This is a genomic window from Bariatricus sp. HCP28S3_A7 (assembly GCF_052066375.1).
Classification (GTDB): Bacteria; Bacillota; Clostridia; order Lachnospirales; family Lachnospiraceae; genus Allocoprococcus.
In genome coordinates this window covers 1-21,001 of the sequence record NZ_JBQHSG010000015.1, presented here as the reverse complement: position 1 = coordinate 21,001, position 21,001 = coordinate 1, and the positions used below count along the sequence as shown (strand labels likewise).

Below are 21,001 nucleotides of genomic sequence, written 5' to 3'. Positions count from 1 at the left end.
TAAGTGGTGAATCTTCGTAATATATGAACAATAAACAATCTAAAAAATTGACACATTTCGGTATAATTAAGCTCTATCGCAAAATACCCATTTCGTTTACAATATAGAAAAAGGATGAAAGAGATCTGGCTTCGTAAAGGAGAGAGAATATGGAAAATATAATTGAGATCAAGCATTTGAATAAAAGTTTTGGTGAGGTGAAAGCGGTTCGGGATCTGAGCTTTTGCGTGAAGGAAGGGGAGCTGTTTGCTTTCCTCGGCATTAACGGGGCAGGAAAATCGACGACGATCAACATTATGTGTGGTCAGCTTTCGAAAGACAGTGGGAAAATTGTGATCGACGGAAGTGATCTGGATCAGAATGTGGATGCAGTGAAGCGGGAGCTTGGAGTGGTGTTCCAGAATTCGGTTCTGGATAAAGCGCTCAGTGTGCGGGAGAATCTGGAGAGCCGGGCGGCACTCTACGGGATAACCGGTGAGGCATTCAAGGTGAGACTTAAAGAGCTGGCGCACCTTCTGGATTTTGAAGATATTCTGAAGCGGACGGTGGGTAAATTGTCCGGTGGCCAGAGAAGGCGGATCGACATTGCGAGAGCGCTGCTCCACAGGCCGAAGATCCTGATTTTGGATGAGCCGACGACGGGACTGGATCCGCAGACGAGAAATACGCTCTGGAGCGTTATCAGTGATTTGAGAAAGAATGAGAATATGACTGTTTTCCTTACCACGCATTACATGGAAGAGGCGGCGGATGCGGACTATGTCATCATTCTTGACAGTGGACAGATCGTGGCGAAGGGAACGCCGCTGGAACTTAAGAATCTGTATACCGGAGATTTTATTACCATTTACGGAGCGAAGGAAGAAGAAATCCAAATGCTCGGCGCAAAATATGAGGCGATCCGGGATGCGTACCGCATATCGGTGCCGAATACGGCTGCAGCGACACAGCTGATCCTACGCTATCCGGAGATTTTCAAAGATTATGAAATTACGAAAGGGAAAATGGATGATGTGTTCCTTACCGTGACCGGAAAGAAACTGACGGGAGGTGTGTAAGATGCGGGAATTATGTGCACTTGTAAAACGGGATACAAAATTATTTTTTAAAGATAAAGGAATGTTCTTTACTTCGCTGATCACACCGATGATTCTGCTGGTATTGTATGCATCATTTTTGAGCAGCGTGTATGAGGATACCTTCCGCTCGTCGCTGGAGGCGGCAGGGGCATCCGTATCTGATAAATTAATCGGCGGCTGTGTAGGTGGAGAGCTGGCTTCATCGCTTCTTGCGGTTTGCTGTGTGACCGTGGCTTTCTGTTCCAATATGCTGATGGTGCAGGATAAAGTGAGCGGTGCGAGAAGGGATCTTACGATCTCACCGGTTAAAAGCAGTACGCTGGCACTGGGATACTATATTTCCACACTGATTTCCACGCTTCTGGTGTGTTATGCGGCAACTGCGGTCTGCCTTCTTTATGTCAGCAAAGTGGGATGGTATCTGACCATGAAGGATGTGCTGCTCCTTTGGCTGGATGTATTTCTTCTGGTGATGTTCGGGACTGCGCTTTCCAGTATAATCAATCATTTTCTTACCAGTCAGGGACAGATTTCCGCTGTGGGTACGATCGTCAGTGCAGGATACGGATTCCTGTGCGGCGCCTATATGCCGATTTCCCAGTTCTCGGACGGACTGCAGAAAGTGATTTCCTTCCTTCCGGGGACCTACGGAACCTCCCTTCTGCGAAACCACGCGCTCAGGGGCGTATTTGAAGAGATGAGCAATCAGAATTTCCCGTCCGAAGTGGTCGATGCGATCAAAGACGCGGTTGATTGCAACCTATATTTCTTCGGCACACAGGTCAGCGAGTCGATGATGTACCTGATCCTTATTGGAACGGTACTTTTGCTTCTGGTGATCTATGTGCTGCTGAATATGCTGCACGGAACAAAGGAGAAATAGAAGGATTTCCAAAATGAGGAGGGGCTTCCGAAGGATAAGGTAAAAGAAATAAAAAACTGGAATTGATGCCTGCTATATGGTAAAATTTAAAAAATGTCTTGAGCATATATGTGCTTGAGTAAGGAGCTGGCTGAAATGAAAGAACATAAATTATATCGTAAGATCCGGAGCAGGACTGTGCTTGTATTTTTCGTTTGTTTGATCGGTATAGGCGGTGCCGCCTATCATATCTGTCAGTTGAGTGCACAGACACAGAAAGAACAGGCGCGCTATACGGCGCGGGCAGCATCCAGAAGAATAGAAGCGCAGATCAATAAATACCTTGTGGTGGCGGATATTTTGAAGAAACTGGTGGAAGACGGTTATGAGATTGGGCCCGATGAATTTCAGAATATGTCGAAATTCATGATGGACGATGGGGGCGTCATTGAAGGAATTGAATATGCGCCGGACGGAATTGTGGAGGAAGTATATCCGGAAGAGACGAACAGAGCAGCGATTGGGCTGAATTTCTTTGAAAATCCGGAAAGAAAAGAAGAGGCCGGTCTCGCGAAGAGTAGCGGTCAGTATACGATTGCAGGGCCTTTTGAACTGGCGCAGGGCGGAACAGGTGCCCTCATTCTTGATCCGATTTATCTGGATCGCGAGAACAGGGATGAGAGCTTCTGGGGATTTTCCGTATTGGTTCTGAACTGGAATACCTTCCTGGAAGAAGTGGGACTGGACAAGATGGAAAGTTCCGGCTATCATTATCGGATCTGGCACACCAGCCCGAATACCGGTGAGAAAGTGATCATAGCAAAATGTGAAGATATGGAAATGGATCAGGCGATTCAGGTGATCTGTACGGTGCCGAATGATACCTGGTATTTTGAAATCCAGGTCGGAGAAGGATGGATTACTTCGGGACAGAAATTCCTTGCCGGTTTATGTACAATCATCATTTCGATCATCATTGCTTTCGGTTATTGGCAGTATGCATTTGTACAATATCAGAAAAAGATCCATAATGAGGAACTGGAAAAGGCGGCGAAGAAGGCAAGGTCCGCGAATGAGGCGAAGACCCGTTTCCTGTTCAATATGAGCCATGATATCCGGACGCCGATGAATGCGATACTCGGATTTACGGAGATTGCCGAGAAAAATGTGGACAATCCGGACATCGTGAAGGACAGTCTCGGAAAAGTGAAGGTGGCGGGGAAAGAACTGCTGGATCTGATCAACGAAGTGCTGAACATTTCCAGAATTGAAAGCGGTACGCTGAAGCCGGTGATGGAACAGGCGGATCTGGGTGATCTGGGACGAACCATGGGGCTTCTCTTTGAACAGTCCATGGCAGATAAGGGGATCCGGTTAGATATTGAGAACGATCTTCGTGACTGTAAGGTGGTCTGTGATATGAAGCACATGCGTGAGATTTGTGTGAATCTGCTCGCAAACGCGCAGAAATTTACTCCGGAAGGCGGTCATGTCCTTTTTTCTGTTTCGCAGAAAGAGCGCGTCGAAGAGAAATCTTCCGTGTATGAGATCCGTATCTGTGACAACGGGATCGGAATGAGCGAGAAATTCCAGAGAAAACAGTTCGAACTCTTTGAGCGGGAAGAAGGGGAGGAGGTCGCCGGAATCGAAGGCACCGGACTCGGACTCCCGATTGTGAAGCGGCTTGTAGATATGCTGGATGGTGAAATTACATGCCACAGCAAAAAAGGGGAAGGAACGAGTTATACGCTCCGTTTTGTTCTGGAAGAGGCAGAAAAGGAAGATACCTGTACACAGGATTCTGGCATCGAAACGGACCGCGCTTCTGCCGAATTTGAAGGCATACATGCGCTGCTCGTGGAAGATAATGAACTGAACCGGGAGATCGCGCTCTATATGCTGCAGGAAATGAAATTCCGCACGGATACGGCCGAGAACGGTGCCCGCGCGGTGGAGAAGGTGAAAGCCTCTTTGGAGGATCCGTATGATATCATTTTCATGGATGTCCAGATGCCGGTGATGAACGGGTATGAGGCGACCAGAGCGATTCGGAATCTGGAGAATCATTCTCTTGCAGAAGTACCGGTCGTTGCCATGACTGCCAATGCATTTGAAGAAGATAAGAGGAACGCCGCAGCTGCCGGGATGAACGGACACATTGCGAAACCGGTGGAGATTCAGAAGCTGGTGGAAGCGGTAAGGCAGGTATTGCAGTAGAAAATTTAGTTATCAAACAACATTTATTATACAGATAACAATTATACATACAACAGGGAGGAACTTATTATGCCAGTATTTGACTTTAAGAATTCGCCGGAAAAGGCACAAATTTCCGAGTGTACCTATACGATCTTTCGCACGAACGTGTCTGAGACATCACCGGAAAATCCAATTCTGATCCTGGATAATTCGAAAGGAGCGTTGAAGCACCACACGTGCGGAATGTTCATCAATCCGGTCAAGCGCACCGCCTTCGAAGTGAAGGAAGAAAATCAGACGGTCCAGGCGGATATCCTGAAGATCGATGCGCGTTTTGTCAGCCTGATCAAATGGCTCGGTGAAAATCATATCAGTGTCCGGCTCTCCGGTGCCGATACGGCGGAAGGATATGCGGTGTATAAGATCCGGGAAATCGCGTTCGGAGGAGGAAGCAAACTGTCTGCAGAGGACGGATTTCTTCAGTTTATGATCGAACGGCTTCAGGCCAGCAACGTGCCGTCCGAGGAACTGGAGGATGAAGATCAGGAGGAAGAGGGAGACAGCATGAAACTGACCAGTCTCCAGAGTATTACGGATTTTATGAACTGTGCGGGGAGAACGCTTCCGGATAACATCCGTCTCTGGGCAAGAAGAAATCTGGCGGTCGCTCGGTCAAATGAAGTTTCTCAGGAGGAACGCCGCCATGCGCAGAGAGCACTTTCAATCATGATGAACGTGCAGTGGAAGAGCAATTATTTTGAAGCCATCGATGTGGAGGAAGCGCGCAGGATCCTGGACGAAGAACTGTACGGAATGGAGCGCGTAAAACAGAGAATCATTGAGACCATCATTCAGATCAACCGGACACACACTCTGCCGGCGTACGGACTTCTGCTGATCGGACCGGCCGGAACCGGAAAGTCCCAGATCGCCTATGCGGTTGCAAGGATTTTAAAACTTCCGTGGACGACTCTGGATATGAGTTCCATCAATGACCCGGAGCAGCTCACCGGAAGTTCCCGGATCTATGCCAATGCAAAACCGGGAATTATTATGGAAGCCTTCGCCATGGCAGGGGAGTCGAATCTGGTATTTATCATCAATGAGTTGGACAAAGCGGCTTCCGGCAAAGGGAACGGGAATCCGGCAGATGTGCTCTTGACGCTTCTTGACAATCTGGGATTTACGGACAATTATATTGAATGTATGATTCCGACGGTCGGCGTATATCCGATTGCAACAGCCAATGATAGGGATCAGATCAGTGCGCCTTTGATGTCCAGATTTGCGGTGATCGAGATCCCGGACTATACACCGGAAGAGAAGAAGATCATTTTCTCAAGATTTGCACTGCCGAAAGTGATGAAGCGGATCGGCATGTATGACAACGAATGCGTACTGACACCGGAAGGACTGGATGCGGTGATGGATATTTACAAGAATACCAGCGGAATCCGTGATCTGGAGCAGGCGGCGGAACATCTGGCAGCCAATGCGCTCTATCAGATCGAGGTAAATCATGTGGATTCTGTGACCTTTGACGAGAAGATGGTTCGGGAACTGCTCCCGTAGCCTCCATAGAAAGAAGAGGGGGAATCCGAATATTGGAGTTGCCGCCTTGTAAAGAGTAAATGCCGGATGTTGGAACAGTTACACAGGAAAGAGGAAGAACAGTGACAGAAATATATACAGTGGCTGAAGCGCAGACAGACGCAGAGAAAGAACAGGAGAAGGCGGCTAAGAAGAAACTGCTCCGGGAAATGCAGAAAAAAGAGGAAGTATCAGAGCTTCCCGATCAGCCGGAGACCATCGATATGAAGGACGGGATCTATACGATCGAGGTGGAACTGGAGGGCGGAACGGGAAAAGCGGGTATCACTTCCCCTGCTGAAATGACGGTAAAAGATGGAACAGCCTGTGCCAGAATCCAGTGGAGCAGCAGGTATTATGATTATATGATCGTGAACGATGAGAAATATCTTCCGGTCAACGAAGAAGGTAATTCGGTATTTGAGATTCCGGTTTATGTGTACGACAGGAAGATGGAGGTCATCGCGGACACGACGGCGATGAGCGTACCGCATGAGATTACATATGCGTTAACATTTAAAAAAGAAACAATAGAGAAAGCGGAAAATACATCTCCTTTTTCTGGTATTGTTGTGGCTGCGGCGGCAATTGCTGCCGCTGTATTTTTTGTTGTACGCAAAAAAAGACGGTGCTGATAAGAATCATTTGTCTAAATTTGTTGACTTATCGGGAGACTTTTAGTATTATTTATACTTGGAAACAAAATGGTGCCGATTACTGACATGTATAGACAATAAAAGCCACAAATCGAGAGAGATGACAGGAAGAGGAGTTTGAGTTATGAATGAATTGAGACAGGAAGAAGTACAAAGGACGAATGTAAGGGTGATCAACCCACAGAAGGTTCAGGATGATGATGAGATGGAGATTGATCTTCTGGAGCTTTTTCAGGTGCTTTTGCAGAAGGCATGGGTGATCATTCTTTGCATGGTGATTGGTGCAGGACTTGCTTTCGGTGGAACGAAGGTGCTTCTGACACCAATGTATTCCGCATCTTCTCAGATCTATATTTTGACAAAGACGACAAGCGTGACTTCCCTTGCCGATATCCAGATGGGGGCACAGCTTACAGTAGACTTTGAAGTGCTGGCGAAGAGCCGTCCGGTGGTTGAGGAAGTCATTGATGAACTGAATCTGGATTATACATATGAAGAACTGGTAAGTACGATCACGACCCAGAATCCGTCTGATACACGTATTCTCAAGATGACCGTGGAGAATGAAGATCCGACTCTTGCCAAAGAGATCGCGAATGCCATGGCAGAAGTGACCGCAGAGCGTGTGGCATATATTATGGCTACTGATAAGCCGAAGATCGTGGAAGAAGCCGTAACACCGGTGAAACCGTCCAGCCCGAGTACGATGAAGAATACGGCACTTGGCGGAATTATGGGAGCAGTTCTGGCTATGGGCATTATTGTGGTTATTTACCTGTTAAATGACACGATTCAGACAGAAGAGGATGTCAGAAAATATCTGGATCTTCATACACTGGCAGCTCTTCCGTTGGAAAAGAGGCGTTAATTATTGAAAGAAAAGGGAAGAAAGATTTTGATTATTCTGCTTCTTGCGGTTGCGGTTGGATGTGCGGGATATCTGATCTGGCATTATATTTCCGCTTCAAAAACGGAAGAATCATACGAAGAAGCGAGAAAAGAAGCGGAGATTGAGATACCGGAGACAGAACCGGATCAGGAGGGAGAAGCGGTGCAGGTGCCGATCGATTTTGAGGTGCTTCAGAAGACGAATCCGGATGTTTATGCATGGATTCGGATTGACGGAACGAAGATTGATTATCCGATCGTACAGAAGAATGACGACGATAATTATTATCTGAACCATACCTGGGAAGGGAAAAGTGCTGCGGAAGGCGCGATCTTTACACAGGCCTGCAACAGCAAGAGCTTTCTGGATTTTAATACTCTGATCTACGGGCATCAGATGGGCGAGGGTGTTGAGACCATGTTCCATCAGCTTGGAAGTTATCTGGATGCAGATTTTATGAAGGATCACCGTGAGATCGTCATCTACACGCCGGATCATATCCGCACCTATAAGGTGTTCGCGGCTGTTGTATATGATGACAAGCATATTATGCAGTATTATAATTTTGTTATGAACAGTGAACGTCAGGCATTTCTGGACTCGATCTATAATTCCAGAGATATGAGAAATCAGTATTGTGATGATGTAGAGGTATCGATCGAGGACCGGATCATTACGCTGAGCACCTGTATTTCGGCAGAATCGGATCACAGATTATTGGTGGAGGCAGTTTTGACAGATGAAAAATAAAAACATAATCATAATCGTCCTTGCGGTCATCTGCTGTTTGTTACTAGGAGCGGTCGGTTATACGATGCTGAATGACAAAAAGCAGGAGGAGAAAGCAACGTCCGAATCCGATTCAGACCACAGGACATCACAGTCGGGTACGATCGTTGTGGATGGTGTTGAGTATCGTCCGAACACGAATCTCCAGACGGTGCTGTTTATGGGGATTGACAGGCAGGAAAAGGTCAAAGACGGAGAAAACCGTCCGGGTGAGAACGGACAGAGTGACAGTCTGAACCTTCTTGTCGCAGACCGGGAAACCGGGAAAGCGCAGATCCTGCAGATATCGAGAGATTCCATGGTCGAGATCGATATTTATTCTGCTTCGGGAGAGAAGATGATGTCCGAGCAGGGACAGATTGCGCTGCAGTATGCGTATGGTGACGGGGAAGAGCTCAGCTGCCGTCTGACAGCGGAAAAAGTGTCAGAGCTTCTGTACGGAGTTGATATTCAGTCCTATCTTTCTCTTACGCTGGAGGGGATGATCCGGACCGCGGATGCCATCGGCGGTGTCACGGTCACGATTCCGGAGGACTATACGGATATTGATCCGGCTTTTGTTAAAGGTGAGACGGTGACTATGAACGGCGATCTTGTCGAGAAATATGTCCGTACCAGAGACATAGATGTACTTGAGAGTAATGTAGATCGTATGAAGAGACAGCAGCAGTTCATGAGTGCGCTGATTGAGAAACTTCAGGGAATGCAGGGAAGCACCCAGTATATGAGTCTGTACCAGCAGATGGAACCGTATATGGTGACCAATATGACTGCAGACGAGATGAAAGCCTTGTCTGAATATGAGATTGATTCCGACACGCTGGAAGTACCGGGGGAGATCATTTATAAGGACGGACATGCCCAGTTTATTGTTGACAACAAAAGTTTACAAGAAATTGTGTTAAAAACATTTTACAAAAGCAACTAAATGTGTTATAGTATCATTTGATAAGGATACAATTCTAAATAGTATTACAAAATTTATTATGAGGAGGACGAATAGTCATGAGATCAAAAGTTTTAAAGACGATTGGACTTGTAGCGGCTATGGTAGCATGCGTAGGAATGACCGTATTCGCAGCACCGAGCCCGTCAGCAAGCACAATTGTAACAAGTGCAAAATCCGACAAGGCTGAAGTAACCATTTCCGAACTTTCTGATGAAGATCAGGCTGCTGTGGCAGAGATCAAGACAGAAGAAGGTCTGAAAGCTGTTCTCGGTGATGATTTCAATGAGAACATGACAGTTGCTGCTGTTGTTAATGTTTCTGTACCGGAAGGAACAGAATTCCCGATCGACATCACATTCAATGTTAAGGGTGTAACAGCTTCCAGCAAGGGTGTAATTCTTCATTACAACGGTTCAGCATGGGAAAAGATCCCGACCACATTTGGTGAAGGAACCATGACAGGTACATTTACATCATTATCTCCGGTAGCTTTCGTTATTGACAAGACAACATTAGCATCCGGAACAGCTACTTCTCCGAAGACAAGCGCATCTGCAGTTTCTGCAGTAGCAGTTCTTGGTCTTGCAGCTTTAATAGGTGTATGTGGACTGAAGAAAAAAGAAAACTAATTAGGTTTTTGGTACATGATTAGAAGAAAAACTCTTCTTAGCGGCGGGATCATCTGACCGCGGGAAGAGTTTTCTTCTTGTAGGAGTATAAAAATGAATTTGATTGACATTCATTGTCATATTCTGCCTAAAGTTGATGACGGTCCGGATTCCGTTGAAGAATCCCTGAAGATTCTGAAAGATATGAGAAGACAGGGAATAAAGCATGTTATCGTTACGCCGCACTATCGTCCGGAGATGTTTGAACCATCAATGAAAAGGGTAATTTATTCGTATCGCCATTTGCGTGATATCGCATATGATATGGGTGTGTCTATGAGCCTTGGCTGTGAATACTATCGGAATGAACAGATCATAGAGCATATGGATAACAGAAAAAGACCTGCTATGGCCGGAAGCAGATATGTACTCATCGAGTTCTCGATGAATGATCTGTTCCCGACGATACGCAATTATGTGTACGAGCTGATCACTCATGGATATCAGCCGATCATCGCACATGTGGAGCGGTATTTCTGTTGTCAGAAAATGGAAAAGATTCAGGAACTGAAGAACATGGGAGCATTGGTTCAGGTGAATGCGGGATCAGTTCTTGGTGAAGAAGGATGGAAACTTAGGAAATTCTGTCTGGATCTGATGAAGAAGGATCTGGTTGATTTTGTTGCGTCGGATACGCATAATACGAGCGACCGGAAGCTGAATTTGAAGAAATGTGCTTCTTTTGTTACGAAAAAAATGGGAAAACAATATGCAGAAAGGATATTTTTCAATAATCCGTTAAATATATTGAAGAACAGGTGATCAGATGAAAAGAGTGAATATAACGCTTGAACAGAAAAGTTATTCAAATCGGGAAGAAATCAGGGCACTCCGTACGAATCTTCAGTTCTGCGGAGATGACAAACAGGTCATCCTCATGACCAGCTGTCTTCCGGGAGAAGGAAAAACATCGGTTTCGATTGAACTGACAGAAGCGATTGCAGACATGGGTAAGACAGTCATTCTGGTTGATGCGGATATGAGAAAATCCGTGATGGCATCCAAATTAAAGGTGAGTGAAATCGATAAGGGAATATCACATTTCCTCTCAGGGCAATGCACGCTTGCGGAAGCGATCGTGGCTACGAATGTTCCGAAGATGCATCTGCTGATGTCCGGGCCGCTTGCTCCGAATCCGACAGAGCTGTTGGAGTCCAAGAGATTTCAGGGAATGATCGACTCGCTTCGTAAGGCCTATGATTATGTGATTATCGACTGTCCGCCTCTGGGCCTTGTTATTGACGCCGCGATTATTGCACGTGAATGCGACGGAGCGATCATGGTTGTCGAGTCATCCAAGACCAAATACCGTCTTGCGCAGGAAGTGAAAGGCAAACTGGAACTCACGGGAATTGCGATACTGGGAGTTGTACTGAACAAGGTAGAACGCAAAAAACATAAGGGTTACTACAGTAAATATTATGGTAAGAACTATAAGAAAAAAGGATACGGCGAGTACTATGCTTCAGTTGATGAAGCTAAAAAAGCAAATAAATCCACAAAATAGATTTTTTCTCTTGCATTTATCGCCAATATCTGATAAAATAACCATTGTTGTGAGTCCATATATTTGGACATATTTGAACGGTAGGAGGTGCAATCATGGCTAAATGTGCTATTTGTGAAAAGAGTGTTCACTTCGGAAACAACGTAAGTCACTCTAATAGAAAATCATCTAAGATGTGGAAATCTAATGTAAAATCTGTAAGAGTTAAGACAGAGAACGGCGGAGTTAAGAAAATGTATGTTTGTACAAACTGCTTGAAATCCGGTCGTGTAGAAAGAGCTTAATTATCAGATTGAAGCAGAAGAATCCGGCAGATCATTTGAGTTGGAACGGAAGAGAGAAAGATTATTTTGAAATTATCTTGCATACTCAGACAAGTAGAGAACCGAGTGTTGACAGCTTAGGTTCTCTTTTTCTTGTAAAATAGTTCTGAATAGAGTATAATATATAGAAGCCTATATGGAGTCGTAGAATTGGAGGTACAGATTATGAAAGGAAGTATGAGTACTGATTTAGGTATTATTACGGTTGACCTTGATGTCATTGCGAAATATGCAGGTTCTGTTGCGGTAGAGTGCTTCGGAATCGTTGGAATGGCAATGGTGAATGTGAAAGACGGACTGGTAAAGCTTCTGAAGAAGGAGAGCCTTACAAAAGGAATCCGTGTTTCCATTACGGAAGATAATCGTATTACATTGGATTTCCATGTGATCGTAGCTTATGGGGTAAGCATTTCTGCGGTTACGGAGAACCTGATCAGCAACGTTAAATATAAAGTGGAAGAATTTTCCGGAATGACTGTCGATAAGATCAATGTCTATATCGAAGGTGTGCGGGTAATCGACTAATTAAGGAGGATCTTGTCGTGGCAACGAAAACTATCAATGTGGAGATGCTTGCTAAGATGTTTCTTGCAGGCGCGCAAAATATTGAGGCGAAGAAGGAATTTATCAATGAACTGAACGTATTTCCGGTACCGGATGGAGATACGGGTACGAATATGTCTCTGACGATCATGGCGGCTGCCAGAGAGGTGACTGCGCTGGAGAAGCTGGATATGACATCTCTTGCGAAGGCAATCTCTTCCGGATCATTACGAGGAGCAAGAGGTAACTCCGGTGTTATCCTGTCCCAGCTTCTCCGTGGATTTACGAAAGCGATCCGTGATGAGAAGGAGATCGATGTTCCGACGCTTGCGAAAGCGCTGGTTCGTGCGAAGGAAACTGCTTACAAAGCGGTCATGAAGCCGAAGGAAGGAACGATCCTTACCGTGGCAAGAGGAATCGCGGAGAAGGCGGAACAGATGGCCGAAGAGACGGATGATCTGGAGGTATTTCTTCCGGAAGTCATCAAAGAAGCGGAAGCGGTTCTTGAGAAGACACCGGAGATGCTGCCGGTTCTGAAGGAAGCAGGCGTTGTGGATTCCGGCGGACAGGGACTTTTGGAAGTGATCCGCGGAGCATACGATGCATTTCTCGGAAAAGAGATCGAATACAAAGCGATCGAACCGGGGAGCGGCGTGAATGTGACCAGGATTTCCGCTGATACAGCGGCTGAGATCAAGTTCGGGTATTGTACCGAATTCATCATTTTGTTGGAAAAAGAATTTACGGATGAGGACGAGGTCGGATTCAAGGCTTATCTGGAATCCATTGGCGATTCCATCGTCTGTGTGGCTGACGATGATGTTGTCAAGGTTCACGTACACACCAACGATCCGGGACTTGCGATCCAGAAAGCACTGACATTCGGACAGCTCTCCAGAATGAAGATCGACAATATGCGTGAGGAACATCAGGAGAAGCTTATCAAGGATGCCGAGAAGCTTGCAAAGGCACAGGCTGAGGAAGCAAAGGAAAAAGCGGCACAGGAACCGCGCAAACCGGTTGGATTTATCGCAGTTTCCATCGGTGAAGGTCTGAATGAGATCTTCCGTGAGCTGGGTGTGGATTATATCATCGAGGGCGGCCAGACCATGAATCCGAGTACAGACGATATGTTGACAGCGATCGATCATGTCAATGCCGACACGATCTTCATTCTTCCGAATAATAAGAATATCGTGATGGCAGCGAATCAGGCGCGGGATCTTACCACGGACAAGCATATTGTAGTGATCCCGACAAAGACGGTTCCGCAGGGAATTACGGCTGTGATCAATTATAATGCAGAGCTGAGCGCTGCCGAGAATGAAGAGGCTATGCTTGAAGAGATCAAGAATGTGAAGACCGGACAGGTAACGTACGCGGTTCGTGATACACACATTGATGACAAAGAGATCCATGAAGGGGATATCATGGGAATCGGAGATCATGGAATCCTCGCTGTCGGCACTGCAATCGAGACGACGACGAAGGACATGCTCGCTCAGCTCGTCGATGAAGATTCGGAACTGATCAGCCTTTATTACGGCGAAGATATTTCCGATGAGGAGGCTGAGAAATTCTCGGCAGATCTGGAAGCAATGTATCCGGATATGGATGTGGATGTGCACAGCGGCGGACAGCCGATCTATTACTATGTTCTGGCGGTTGAGTAGAACCCGGGATCAGAGTGATTGAGAGATTGGATAAAATATAGCGAAAATAGTAAGTTGGAATGGGAGTGTTGTGGAATACTCCCATTCTTTTGATAAGTAAAGGAATTATTGGAAATGAATGAGCAGTCGAGAATCAGTGAACTGAAAGGAATAGGAGAAAAGACGGAAAAGCTGTTCCAGAAAATGGGTGTATATACGGTCGGTGATCTGCTCCGGTATTATCCGCGCGGGTATGATGTGTACGAAGAGCCGGTCAGTGTCGGAGAACTGGAAGAAGGAAAGGTTCAGGCTGTCAAAGGCATCATTTACGGAAGAGTCCAGACGGGCGGCGGGAGAAATATGCAGGTGACGACAGCCTATGTGAAGGATCTGACCGGTACGCTGAAGGTGATCTGGTTCCGGATGCCGTTTCTGAAAAATACATTAAAGAGCGGTGCTCCGATTATCGTCAGGGGGCGCGTGATCGACAAGAAAGGCCAGCTTGTCATGGAGCATCCTGAGATTTTCAGTCCGCCGGAGAGTTATGAGGCGAAGCAGGATACGCTGCAGCCGATCTACCCGCTTACTGCAGGGATCACCAGCCATGCGGTTGCAAAGGCGGTGCGCCAGGCCCTGGATTATCTGGATCTGAGCCGCGATTTTCTTCCGAATAATATAAGAATGCAATACCACCTGGCCGAATACAATTATGCGCTGCACGGAATTCATTTTCCATTGGATAAGCAGGAGTTCTATCATGCACGGCAGCGACTGGTATTTGAAGAATTCCTCACTTTCATACTGGCACTCAGGCAGACCCGCAAGAAGAGTGAACGGGCGGAAAATGGATTTGCCATCGAGAAGAAAGACCAGACGGATGCATTTCTTGCGGCGCTCCCCTATGAACTGACCGGCGCTCAGAAAAAGGTGTGGGAACAGATCGAAAAGGAAATGACGGGACCGTATGTGATGTCGCGCCTGATTCAGGGTGATGTGGGCTCCGGGAAAACGATTATCGCGGTGCTGGCGTTGATGCTCGCAGGACTGAACGGGATGCAGGGAGCCATGATGGCACCGACGGAGGTTCTTGCCAAACAGCATTATGAGTCGGTGACAGAATTGTTTGAAACCTATCATATCCCGCTAAAAGCCGAATTGCTCACCGGATCCATGACGGCAAAGGAGAAACGTCTCGCATACGAGCGGATCGCAAGTGGTGAAGTACAGATCGTTCTAGGAACGCACGCGCTGATTCAGGAAAAGGTGGTTTATCAGAATCTGGCACTGGTTGTCACGGATGAACAGCACCGATTCGGCGTCCGCCAGAGAGAGGCGTTGGCCGGAAAAGGGAAAATCCCGCACATACTTGTTATGAGTGCCACGCCGATTCCGAGAACCTTAGCTATTATTCTGTACGGCGATCTGGACATCTCGGTCATCGATGAACTACCCGCAAACCGCCTCCCGATCAAGAATTGTGTGGTGGATACCAGCTACCGCCAGACGGCTTATCAGTTTATGAAAAAGCAGGTCGCAGCGGGAAGACAATGCTACGTTATCTGCCCGATGGTGGAAGAAAGCGAGGCGATGGAAGCGGAAAATGTCATGGATTACGCTGCCATGCTTCAGGAAGAGATGGGAAACGGAATCTGTGTGGAAGCTTTGCACGGAAAGATGAAACAGACTATGAAGGACTCGATCATGGAGCGCTTCAGCCGGAACGAGATCCAGATCCTGGTTTCCACGACGGTCATTGAAGTCGGAATTAATGTGCCGAACGCGACGGTCATGATGGTTGAAAACGCTGAACGCTTTGGACTTGCCCAGCTTCACCAGCTCCGTGGGCGTGTGGGACGAGGCGCGCACCAGTCGTACTGCATTTTCATGAGCGGTTCCAAGACAAAAGAGACGAAAAAACGTCTGGAGATTCTGAACAAATCCAATGATGGGTTTTATATTGCGAATGAAGACCTGAAACTGCGCGGCCCCGGCGACCTTTTTGGAATCCGGCAGAGCGGGCTGATGGATTTCCGCATCGGAGACGTATTCCAGGATGCCGATGTGCTGAAAATGGCAAATGATGCGGCAAATAGGATTTTGGATGAGGATCCGGCACTGGAGATGGAGAAACATTGGAAATTGAAGCATCATCTGGAAGAGTATTGTGCGAGTGCGGATCTGGAGGCTACGTTGTAATGTCTGAATCTGGTGGATGACTGTAATGTAGAAATGGGGCGATTTTTAGCCCCATTATTTTTGATGTTTTCTGTTGGATAAAAAAAGAACTTCCCCATGATAAGGGAAGCTCTATTAGGTAATACTGATAAGGATACTGGATAAATAAAGCTGGAAATCGGACTTGAACCGACGACCCCTTCATTACGAGTGAAGTGCTCTACCGACTGAGCTATTCCAGCAAGTACTCCTTCGCAGTAACAAAATTATTATAACAAATTCTGAACAAAATGCAATAGTTTTTTTTAAAAGATTATGATGATTATGATGAACATCAGAAAATATCCGCCTCTCCCTTCCCTTAGAAAAGGAGAGCGGATATTTCCCGGCTTTATCGCCCGATTGCTTTGGCGCTATTTACCTGCCATCTGTTTTTCCTGCTGTTCGATCATTTTCTTAACCATATATCCGCCAACAGAACCATTCTGTCTTGAAGTCAGGTCTCCGTTATATCCATCGGATAACGGTACACCCAGTTCGCTGGCAACCTCGTATTTGAATTTGTCAAGAGCGCCTTTTGCTTCTGGAATGGCTGCCCTGTTTGATGAACGACTTGTCATTTCAATTTCCTCCTTCTGTAATGAATTTTCAATTTCATTTTTAGCTGTAACTTCTTTTTAGATGTTACGATGATAGTATATGGAGAAAAGAAAGTCTTAAACTGGAAGTTGCTGTTAAAACTGGGTGATTGTGAGAGCGAATTATTTTTGCTCATAATTTTACATCATGTACATATATCCTTGTCAGATAATATAGTGAATGATAAAATGTTTTTGTATGAAGACATTTATAAGGGATGAGGGAAAATTTTATGATTGCGCTGTTTCTGATACCGATCTACATTGTATTTAGTATTTTCATTTGTCGTTGGCTGTTTTATTGGATGAGTGCCTGCCACCGTCTGTTCCGGAAAAAATGGATGAAGATTGCTGTGATTGCAGTTTATTCATTTTTCTCCGCTTCGATTCTTATCAGTTTCCTGCTTCCGGTGTCGGCGGTGCAGAGATTATTGAAGCGGATTGGGAATTACTGGCTGGGGGTTCTGCTGTATATTGTGCTGACGGTTCTGATTGTGGAACTGCTGCGGTTCCTGATCAAACGTTCACGCCGGATTTCGACGGATATGCTACGGTCAAGAAAATTTGTTGTTGTGTCGGGAACTTTGTGTATTGGTATCATAGCGGCTTTCAGTCTTTACGGAATCTTCAATGCGAGATATGTGCGGACGACATCTTATCAAGTGAAAATTGAAAAAGACGGAGGTAAAAATGATCATCTGAAGATTGCACTTGCGGCGGATCTGCATCTGGGATACAGCGTGGGTGTGTATCATGTCAGAGAAATGGTGGATAAGATCAACGCGATGAATGCGGATCTTGTTTTGATTGCCGGTGACATTTTTGACAATGAATATGAGGCAATCGAGGAGCCGGATGAGATCTGCAGTATTTTGAGAGAGATCAAGAGTAGATATGGTGTGTATGCCTGTTATGGAAATCATGATATTGAGGAAAAGATTCTGGTGGGATTTACCTTTCCGAACGATAAGAAGAAAGAAAGTGATCCGAGAATGGATCGGTTTCTGGAAGATGCGAAGATCACGCTTTTGCGGGATGAGAGTGTGCTGATCGATGATTCCTTCTATTTGGTGGGGCGACCGGATTATGAGAGGCCGGGCAGAGGGATCGAACAGCGCAAATCACCGGAAGAGATCATGGCGGAATTGGATGAATCAAAACCGGTTTTCATTCTGGAGCATGAGCCGAGAGAGATTGAGGAGCTATCGGAAGCCGGGGCGGATATGCAGCTCTGCGGACATACGCATGACGGTCAGGTGTGGCCCGGAACATGGACGATCCATCTGTTCTGGGAGAACCCTTATGGGTACCTGAAGAAGGGAGAGCTTCACAGTATTGTTACTTCGGGAATCGGTGTCTACGGGCCGGCGATGCGGGTAGATTCGAAGAGCGAAGTGTGCGAGATTGATCTGGAGTTTCAATAGGGATTTATGAGATGCACAAGAATTACAGTTATTTTGTAAAAGAGTTATCATAGAATTTCAAGGAATGAAGAGGTGGAAACGAATGAGGAAAAGGAAAGAAATGAAACATGCTGCTCGGAAGGTGCTGAAGAAGCACTATGGCGTGTTTGTGGCTATCTGTCTTCTGGCTGGTGTGATCGGGGTGGATTTTTCACTGTCACTGACCGATGCGCAGTCGGATACGGATCTGGAATATGATACGGCGGTTGATGACGTGAAAACGAACGTCACAGGAGAGGGTGAGATCACCGGACGATTTCTGGAAGTGATGGAAGAAATCGCTGCCGGAAATAAAGAAGCCATGCGGGAGAAAGCGCAGAAAGAGATCGATACCAGTGTGGAGAAGTCAAAGCAGAATATGGGGGCAGTTATGGGAAGGAGCCGAGGTATTCTCTCTTCTATTGTAAATAGTGTTACTTCCGGTAATGCGTTTGTTTCCATGGCAGTGGCACTCAGTTCGATTGTTCATTCGGATAATATTGCGGTGGTGATTTTAATTATATTGGGTCTGGCACTCTATGTCAGTGTTTATATTTTCGGGATCTGGACTTACCGTGTGATCATGCGAAGACTGTTCCTTGAAGGGATGAACTACGATGATGTACATATCAACCGGGCATTGTTTCTGGTGAAGGTAAAGCAATGGTTCCGCGCGTCGATGACGATGTGTCTCATGGGATTCTATGACATGCTGTGGACATTTACGATCGTGGGAGGGATCATCAAACGATATTCCTACTTTATGGTTCCGTACATTGTGGCTGAAAATCCGGGGATCAAACCCAATGATGCGATCACACTTTCCAGAAAGATGATGAATGGACACAAATGGGAGTGCTTTAAATTTGAGATGTCGTTTCTGGGATGGACGATTCTTGGTATGCTAACCTTCAGCCTTTCGGAGATTTTCTATTCCAATCCTTATAAAATAGCTGCATTTACCGAATATTATGCAGAGCTTAGACGACTTGCGAAGGAAAATCAGATTCCGAATGCAGATCTGTTAAATGATACTTATCTGATTGAAGTTCCTGAGGAAGCGGTCCTCAAGCAGGCCTATGAAGATGTTCTGAAAATGAGGGAAGAGACCTTTGAGATACAGGGAGAAATTTCCAAGGTTCGCAGATTCTTTGCGGTGGTATTCGGGATTACGTTTGGAAACAGCGAAATGGAACGGAATTTCGAAGCATACCAGTCAAGGAAGATCCGGTCCTATTATGCAAGGAAAGAACAGGATGGCCAAAGTTATCCTACCAGACTTTCTGCGATTCCGGAGCAGCAGAAACGAAGCTGGGTGGGAAGTCTGAACTGTACCAGGTGCTATTCTATCTGGTCTATAGTCTGGATTTTCTTCGCGATGTCCTTTGTCGGATGGATTTGGGAAGTTCTCCTTTTCGTGTTTATGGCAGATAGTATTTATTCATCCAAACATCCGAATGTGGGAAAAGGAATTACGGATTATGAGAGCGGAAGCGTGGGAAATGAGAAGCAGGTGGTGCTGGGATATATGCCCCAAGAGTATATTGGATAAATGAGAAAAAAAGGATGTCGCTTTTAACGGCATCCTTTTTGTTTCGGTGTTAGATTAGTTCGGCAATCCGTGATACACCGACATAGATTTCGGAAATTTTGTACCAGGTCGGGTAATCGACGGTGCCGGTCTGTGGCAGCCCGAAAACGGATTGGAAGACGCGGACGGCTTCCGCAGTGGCAGGACCATAGATTCCGTCCGCGGCAATTTTCGGTATCGCCGGATACGCATCTGAGATCACATTCAGTTGTTCCTGCATCTGGCGAACCTTTTCGCCGGACGATCCGATCCCCAGTGTATACCCGGGCCAGGACGAAGGAATCCCGGAGATCTCCTGAGCAGTATTGATATACATATTGTCACCGTAATAATAGCGCAGGATCTCGATTGGTGTATAGCCCTGCTCACCAAGTGCCATACTTCCCCACTGAACCATCCAGTTCGGGCACTGCACTTGCCTTCCGTCACAGTACTGGGTCAGGATCGGCTGACGCACATTCGGGCGGGAGAGGTAATTCCCGAAAAGCTCATCTACGATTGCAGAAATCGTATCGTAAATGTTCCGCTCCGGAATCCATTTGTGATCGTAGGCGGTGGAAGAGGTGATTGTAAAATCATAGCCCTGATTCCGGTACCATTCCGTATAGACACGGTTCAGAGTGAAGGACATGATCGCGAGCACATTTGCCCGGATCGTATTTTCAGGCCAGGTGGCATAAATCTCGCTGGAAGCCACATTTTTAATGTAATCTTTATACTTGACGTAGTAGTTTTGGGCGGTGGAATCCCTGGGTGAACCGTCGTGGACGACGATGTACTCCGGCACAACGACGCGGCTCAGGACGATTTCTCCGGTTTCGTTGACCGGCTTGATCTCATCCTCGGGAATTTTGGGAGGATAGACACCGTAGAGTGTATGGGCCGGAATCACGAAGATCTCCGGCGGCTGTTCCGGCTCGATGGGCCGCATGCGTACATTCTGGAGCGCTGTGACATCCGCAAGGATCTCGGCACCGGAAATGCTGACCGGTTCGTATCCAGGGGCGGAAACGTTCAGGGTGTATTCGGAATAGGGTTGTTCCTCGATGGAAGGGTTCAGGCTGTATTCGAGAGGAGGGGATGCAAGTTCGATGGTATCCGTCTGACCGGACGAGTTGGTGGTCAGCTTCTCAATGGTATTTTCCGGGACACCGGAATAGGAGATTTGGATGGTGGCGTCTGCTATGGGACGTGCATTGATCTGGGAAGTGACCGACACCTGAAGCTTGCCGTGATAGGACGAATTCTCCTGCATTGTTTTGAGAAAATTCATATGGAAAACCTCACAAGAATGCTGTTATGAATAATATATTCTGATTTCTTCATATTGTGAAAAAAATGATATTGGGGTCAAAAGCCCCTCTATAGTACCTTGAAAAGTTCATATATTTTGCAGTAAATACAAGCCTAAATGGTTTACTTGCTGTATAATAGAGATATCTTAGGAAG

At 46.3% G+C, this 21,001-nt stretch carries 19 protein-coding genes and 1 tRNA gene; 17 read left to right on the top strand and 3 right to left on the bottom strand.

Going from position 1 to position 21,001, the window contains the following annotated elements:
- The first annotated feature begins 149 nt into the window (after positions 1 to 149).
- From ACTNA4_RS10855 to recG, 15 genes are all read left to right on the top strand, one after another.
- Positions 150 to 1,058, top strand: a complete 909-nt coding sequence (locus ACTNA4_RS10855) for an ABC transporter ATP-binding protein (protein WP_441030006.1) — start codon at positions 150 to 152, stop codon at positions 1,056 to 1,058.
- 1 nt (position 1,059) lies between these two features.
- The gene (locus tag ACTNA4_RS10850; protein WP_441030004.1) at positions 1,060 to 1,962 is read left to right on the top strand and encodes an ABC transporter permease; all 903 of its coding nucleotides are present in this window, start codon (positions 1,060 to 1,062) and stop codon (positions 1,960 to 1,962) included.
- Between the two features lie 135 nt (positions 1,963 to 2,097).
- The gene (locus tag ACTNA4_RS10845; RefSeq protein WP_441030002.1) at positions 2,098 to 4,158 is read left to right on the top strand and encodes a response regulator; all 2,061 of its coding nucleotides are present in this window, start codon (positions 2,098 to 2,100) and stop codon (positions 4,156 to 4,158) included.
- A gap of 69 nt (positions 4,159 to 4,227) precedes the next feature.
- A complete protein-coding gene (locus ACTNA4_RS10840; protein WP_441030000.1) occupies positions 4,228 to 5,712 on the top strand; it encodes an AAA family ATPase in 1,485 nt (494 codons plus the stop codon).
- 101 nt (positions 5,713 to 5,813) lie between these two features.
- Positions 5,814 to 6,365 carry a hypothetical protein gene (locus ACTNA4_RS10835; RefSeq protein WP_441029998.1) on the top strand — a complete coding sequence of 184 codons (552 nt, stop codon included), beginning with the start codon at positions 5,814 to 5,816 and terminating at the stop codon, positions 6,363 to 6,365.
- A gap of 145 nt (positions 6,366 to 6,510) precedes the next feature.
- The gene (locus tag ACTNA4_RS10830; protein ID WP_441029996.1) at positions 6,511 to 7,254 is read left to right on the top strand and encodes a YveK family protein; all 744 of its coding nucleotides are present in this window, start codon (positions 6,511 to 6,513) and stop codon (positions 7,252 to 7,254) included.
- 3 nt (positions 7,255 to 7,257) lie between these two features.
- Positions 7,258 to 8,025: a class B sortase gene (gene srtB / locus ACTNA4_RS10825; protein ID WP_441029994.1), complete on the top strand. Its 768-nt coding sequence runs from the start codon at positions 7,258 to 7,260 to the stop codon at positions 8,023 to 8,025.
- Positions 8,015 to 8,992 carry an LCP family protein gene (locus ACTNA4_RS10820; protein WP_441029992.1) on the top strand — a complete coding sequence of 326 codons (978 nt, stop codon included), beginning with the start codon at positions 8,015 to 8,017 and terminating at the stop codon, positions 8,990 to 8,992. Before srtB ends, ACTNA4_RS10820 begins: the two co-directional genes overlap by 11 nt.
- A gap of 77 nt (positions 8,993 to 9,069) precedes the next feature.
- Positions 9,070 to 9,642, top strand: a complete 573-nt coding sequence (locus ACTNA4_RS10815) for a hypothetical protein (protein WP_441029990.1) — start codon at positions 9,070 to 9,072, stop codon at positions 9,640 to 9,642.
- Between the two features lie 93 nt (positions 9,643 to 9,735).
- Positions 9,736 to 10,443 carry a CpsB/CapC family capsule biosynthesis tyrosine phosphatase gene (locus tag ACTNA4_RS10810; RefSeq protein WP_441029988.1) on the top strand — a complete coding sequence of 236 codons (708 nt, stop codon included), beginning with the start codon at positions 9,736 to 9,738 and terminating at the stop codon, positions 10,441 to 10,443.
- 4 nt (positions 10,444 to 10,447) lie between these two features.
- Positions 10,448 to 11,188 (top strand): CpsD/CapB family tyrosine-protein kinase, encoded by a 741-nt coding sequence (locus tag ACTNA4_RS10805; RefSeq protein ID WP_441029986.1) that lies wholly within the window; start codon positions 10,448 to 10,450, stop codon positions 11,186 to 11,188.
- Between the two features lie 95 nt (positions 11,189 to 11,283).
- Positions 11,284 to 11,472: a 50S ribosomal protein L28 gene (gene rpmB, locus ACTNA4_RS10800; protein WP_427805790.1), complete on the top strand. Its 189-nt coding sequence runs from the start codon at positions 11,284 to 11,286 to the stop codon at positions 11,470 to 11,472.
- A gap of 204 nt (positions 11,473 to 11,676) precedes the next feature.
- Positions 11,677 to 12,036 (top strand): Asp23/Gls24 family envelope stress response protein, encoded by a 360-nt coding sequence (locus tag ACTNA4_RS10795; protein WP_427805789.1) that lies wholly within the window; start codon positions 11,677 to 11,679, stop codon positions 12,034 to 12,036.
- 17 nt (positions 12,037 to 12,053) lie between these two features.
- Complete coding sequence (locus ACTNA4_RS10790) at positions 12,054 to 13,727, top strand: DAK2 domain-containing protein (RefSeq protein ID WP_441029984.1); 1,674 nt, start codon at positions 12,054 to 12,056, stop codon at positions 13,725 to 13,727.
- Between the two features lie 114 nt (positions 13,728 to 13,841).
- On the top strand, positions 13,842 to 15,902 hold the full coding sequence (gene recG / locus ACTNA4_RS10785) for an ATP-dependent DNA helicase RecG (RefSeq protein WP_441029982.1): 2,061 nt from the start codon (positions 13,842 to 13,844) through the stop codon (positions 15,900 to 15,902).
- 148 nt (positions 15,903 to 16,050) lie between these two features.
- Here recG and ACTNA4_RS10780 read toward each other — a convergent pair.
- Both ACTNA4_RS10780 and ACTNA4_RS10775 read right to left on the bottom strand, forming a co-directional pair.
- Positions 16,051 to 16,123 (bottom strand) — tRNA-Thr (locus ACTNA4_RS10780).
- Between the two features lie 171 nt (positions 16,124 to 16,294).
- A complete protein-coding gene (locus ACTNA4_RS10775; RefSeq protein WP_441029980.1) occupies positions 16,295 to 16,501 on the bottom strand; it encodes a small, acid-soluble spore protein, alpha/beta type in 207 nt (68 codons plus the stop codon).
- A gap of 251 nt (positions 16,502 to 16,752) precedes the next feature.
- On the opposite strand from ACTNA4_RS10775, the gene ACTNA4_RS10770 reads away from it, so the two are divergent.
- Together ACTNA4_RS10770 and ACTNA4_RS10765 are read left to right on the top strand one after the other, a co-directional pair.
- Positions 16,753 to 17,943, top strand: coding sequence for a metallophosphoesterase (locus ACTNA4_RS10770; protein ID WP_441029978.1), 1,191 nt, complete (start codon positions 16,753 to 16,755; stop codon positions 17,941 to 17,943).
- An 82-nt stretch (positions 17,944 to 18,025) separates the two neighbouring features.
- Positions 18,026 to 19,513, top strand: coding sequence for a DUF975 family protein (locus ACTNA4_RS10765; RefSeq protein ID WP_441029976.1), 1,488 nt, complete (start codon positions 18,026 to 18,028; stop codon positions 19,511 to 19,513).
- A 49-nt stretch (positions 19,514 to 19,562) separates the two neighbouring features.
- Here the strand turns inward: ACTNA4_RS10765 and ACTNA4_RS10760 are convergent, their stop codons facing one another.
- Positions 19,563 to 20,825, bottom strand: coding sequence for a peptidoglycan-binding protein (locus ACTNA4_RS10760; RefSeq protein WP_441029974.1), 1,263 nt, complete (start codon positions 20,823 to 20,825; stop codon positions 19,563 to 19,565).
- Positions 20,826 to 21,001 lie beyond the last annotated feature (176 nt).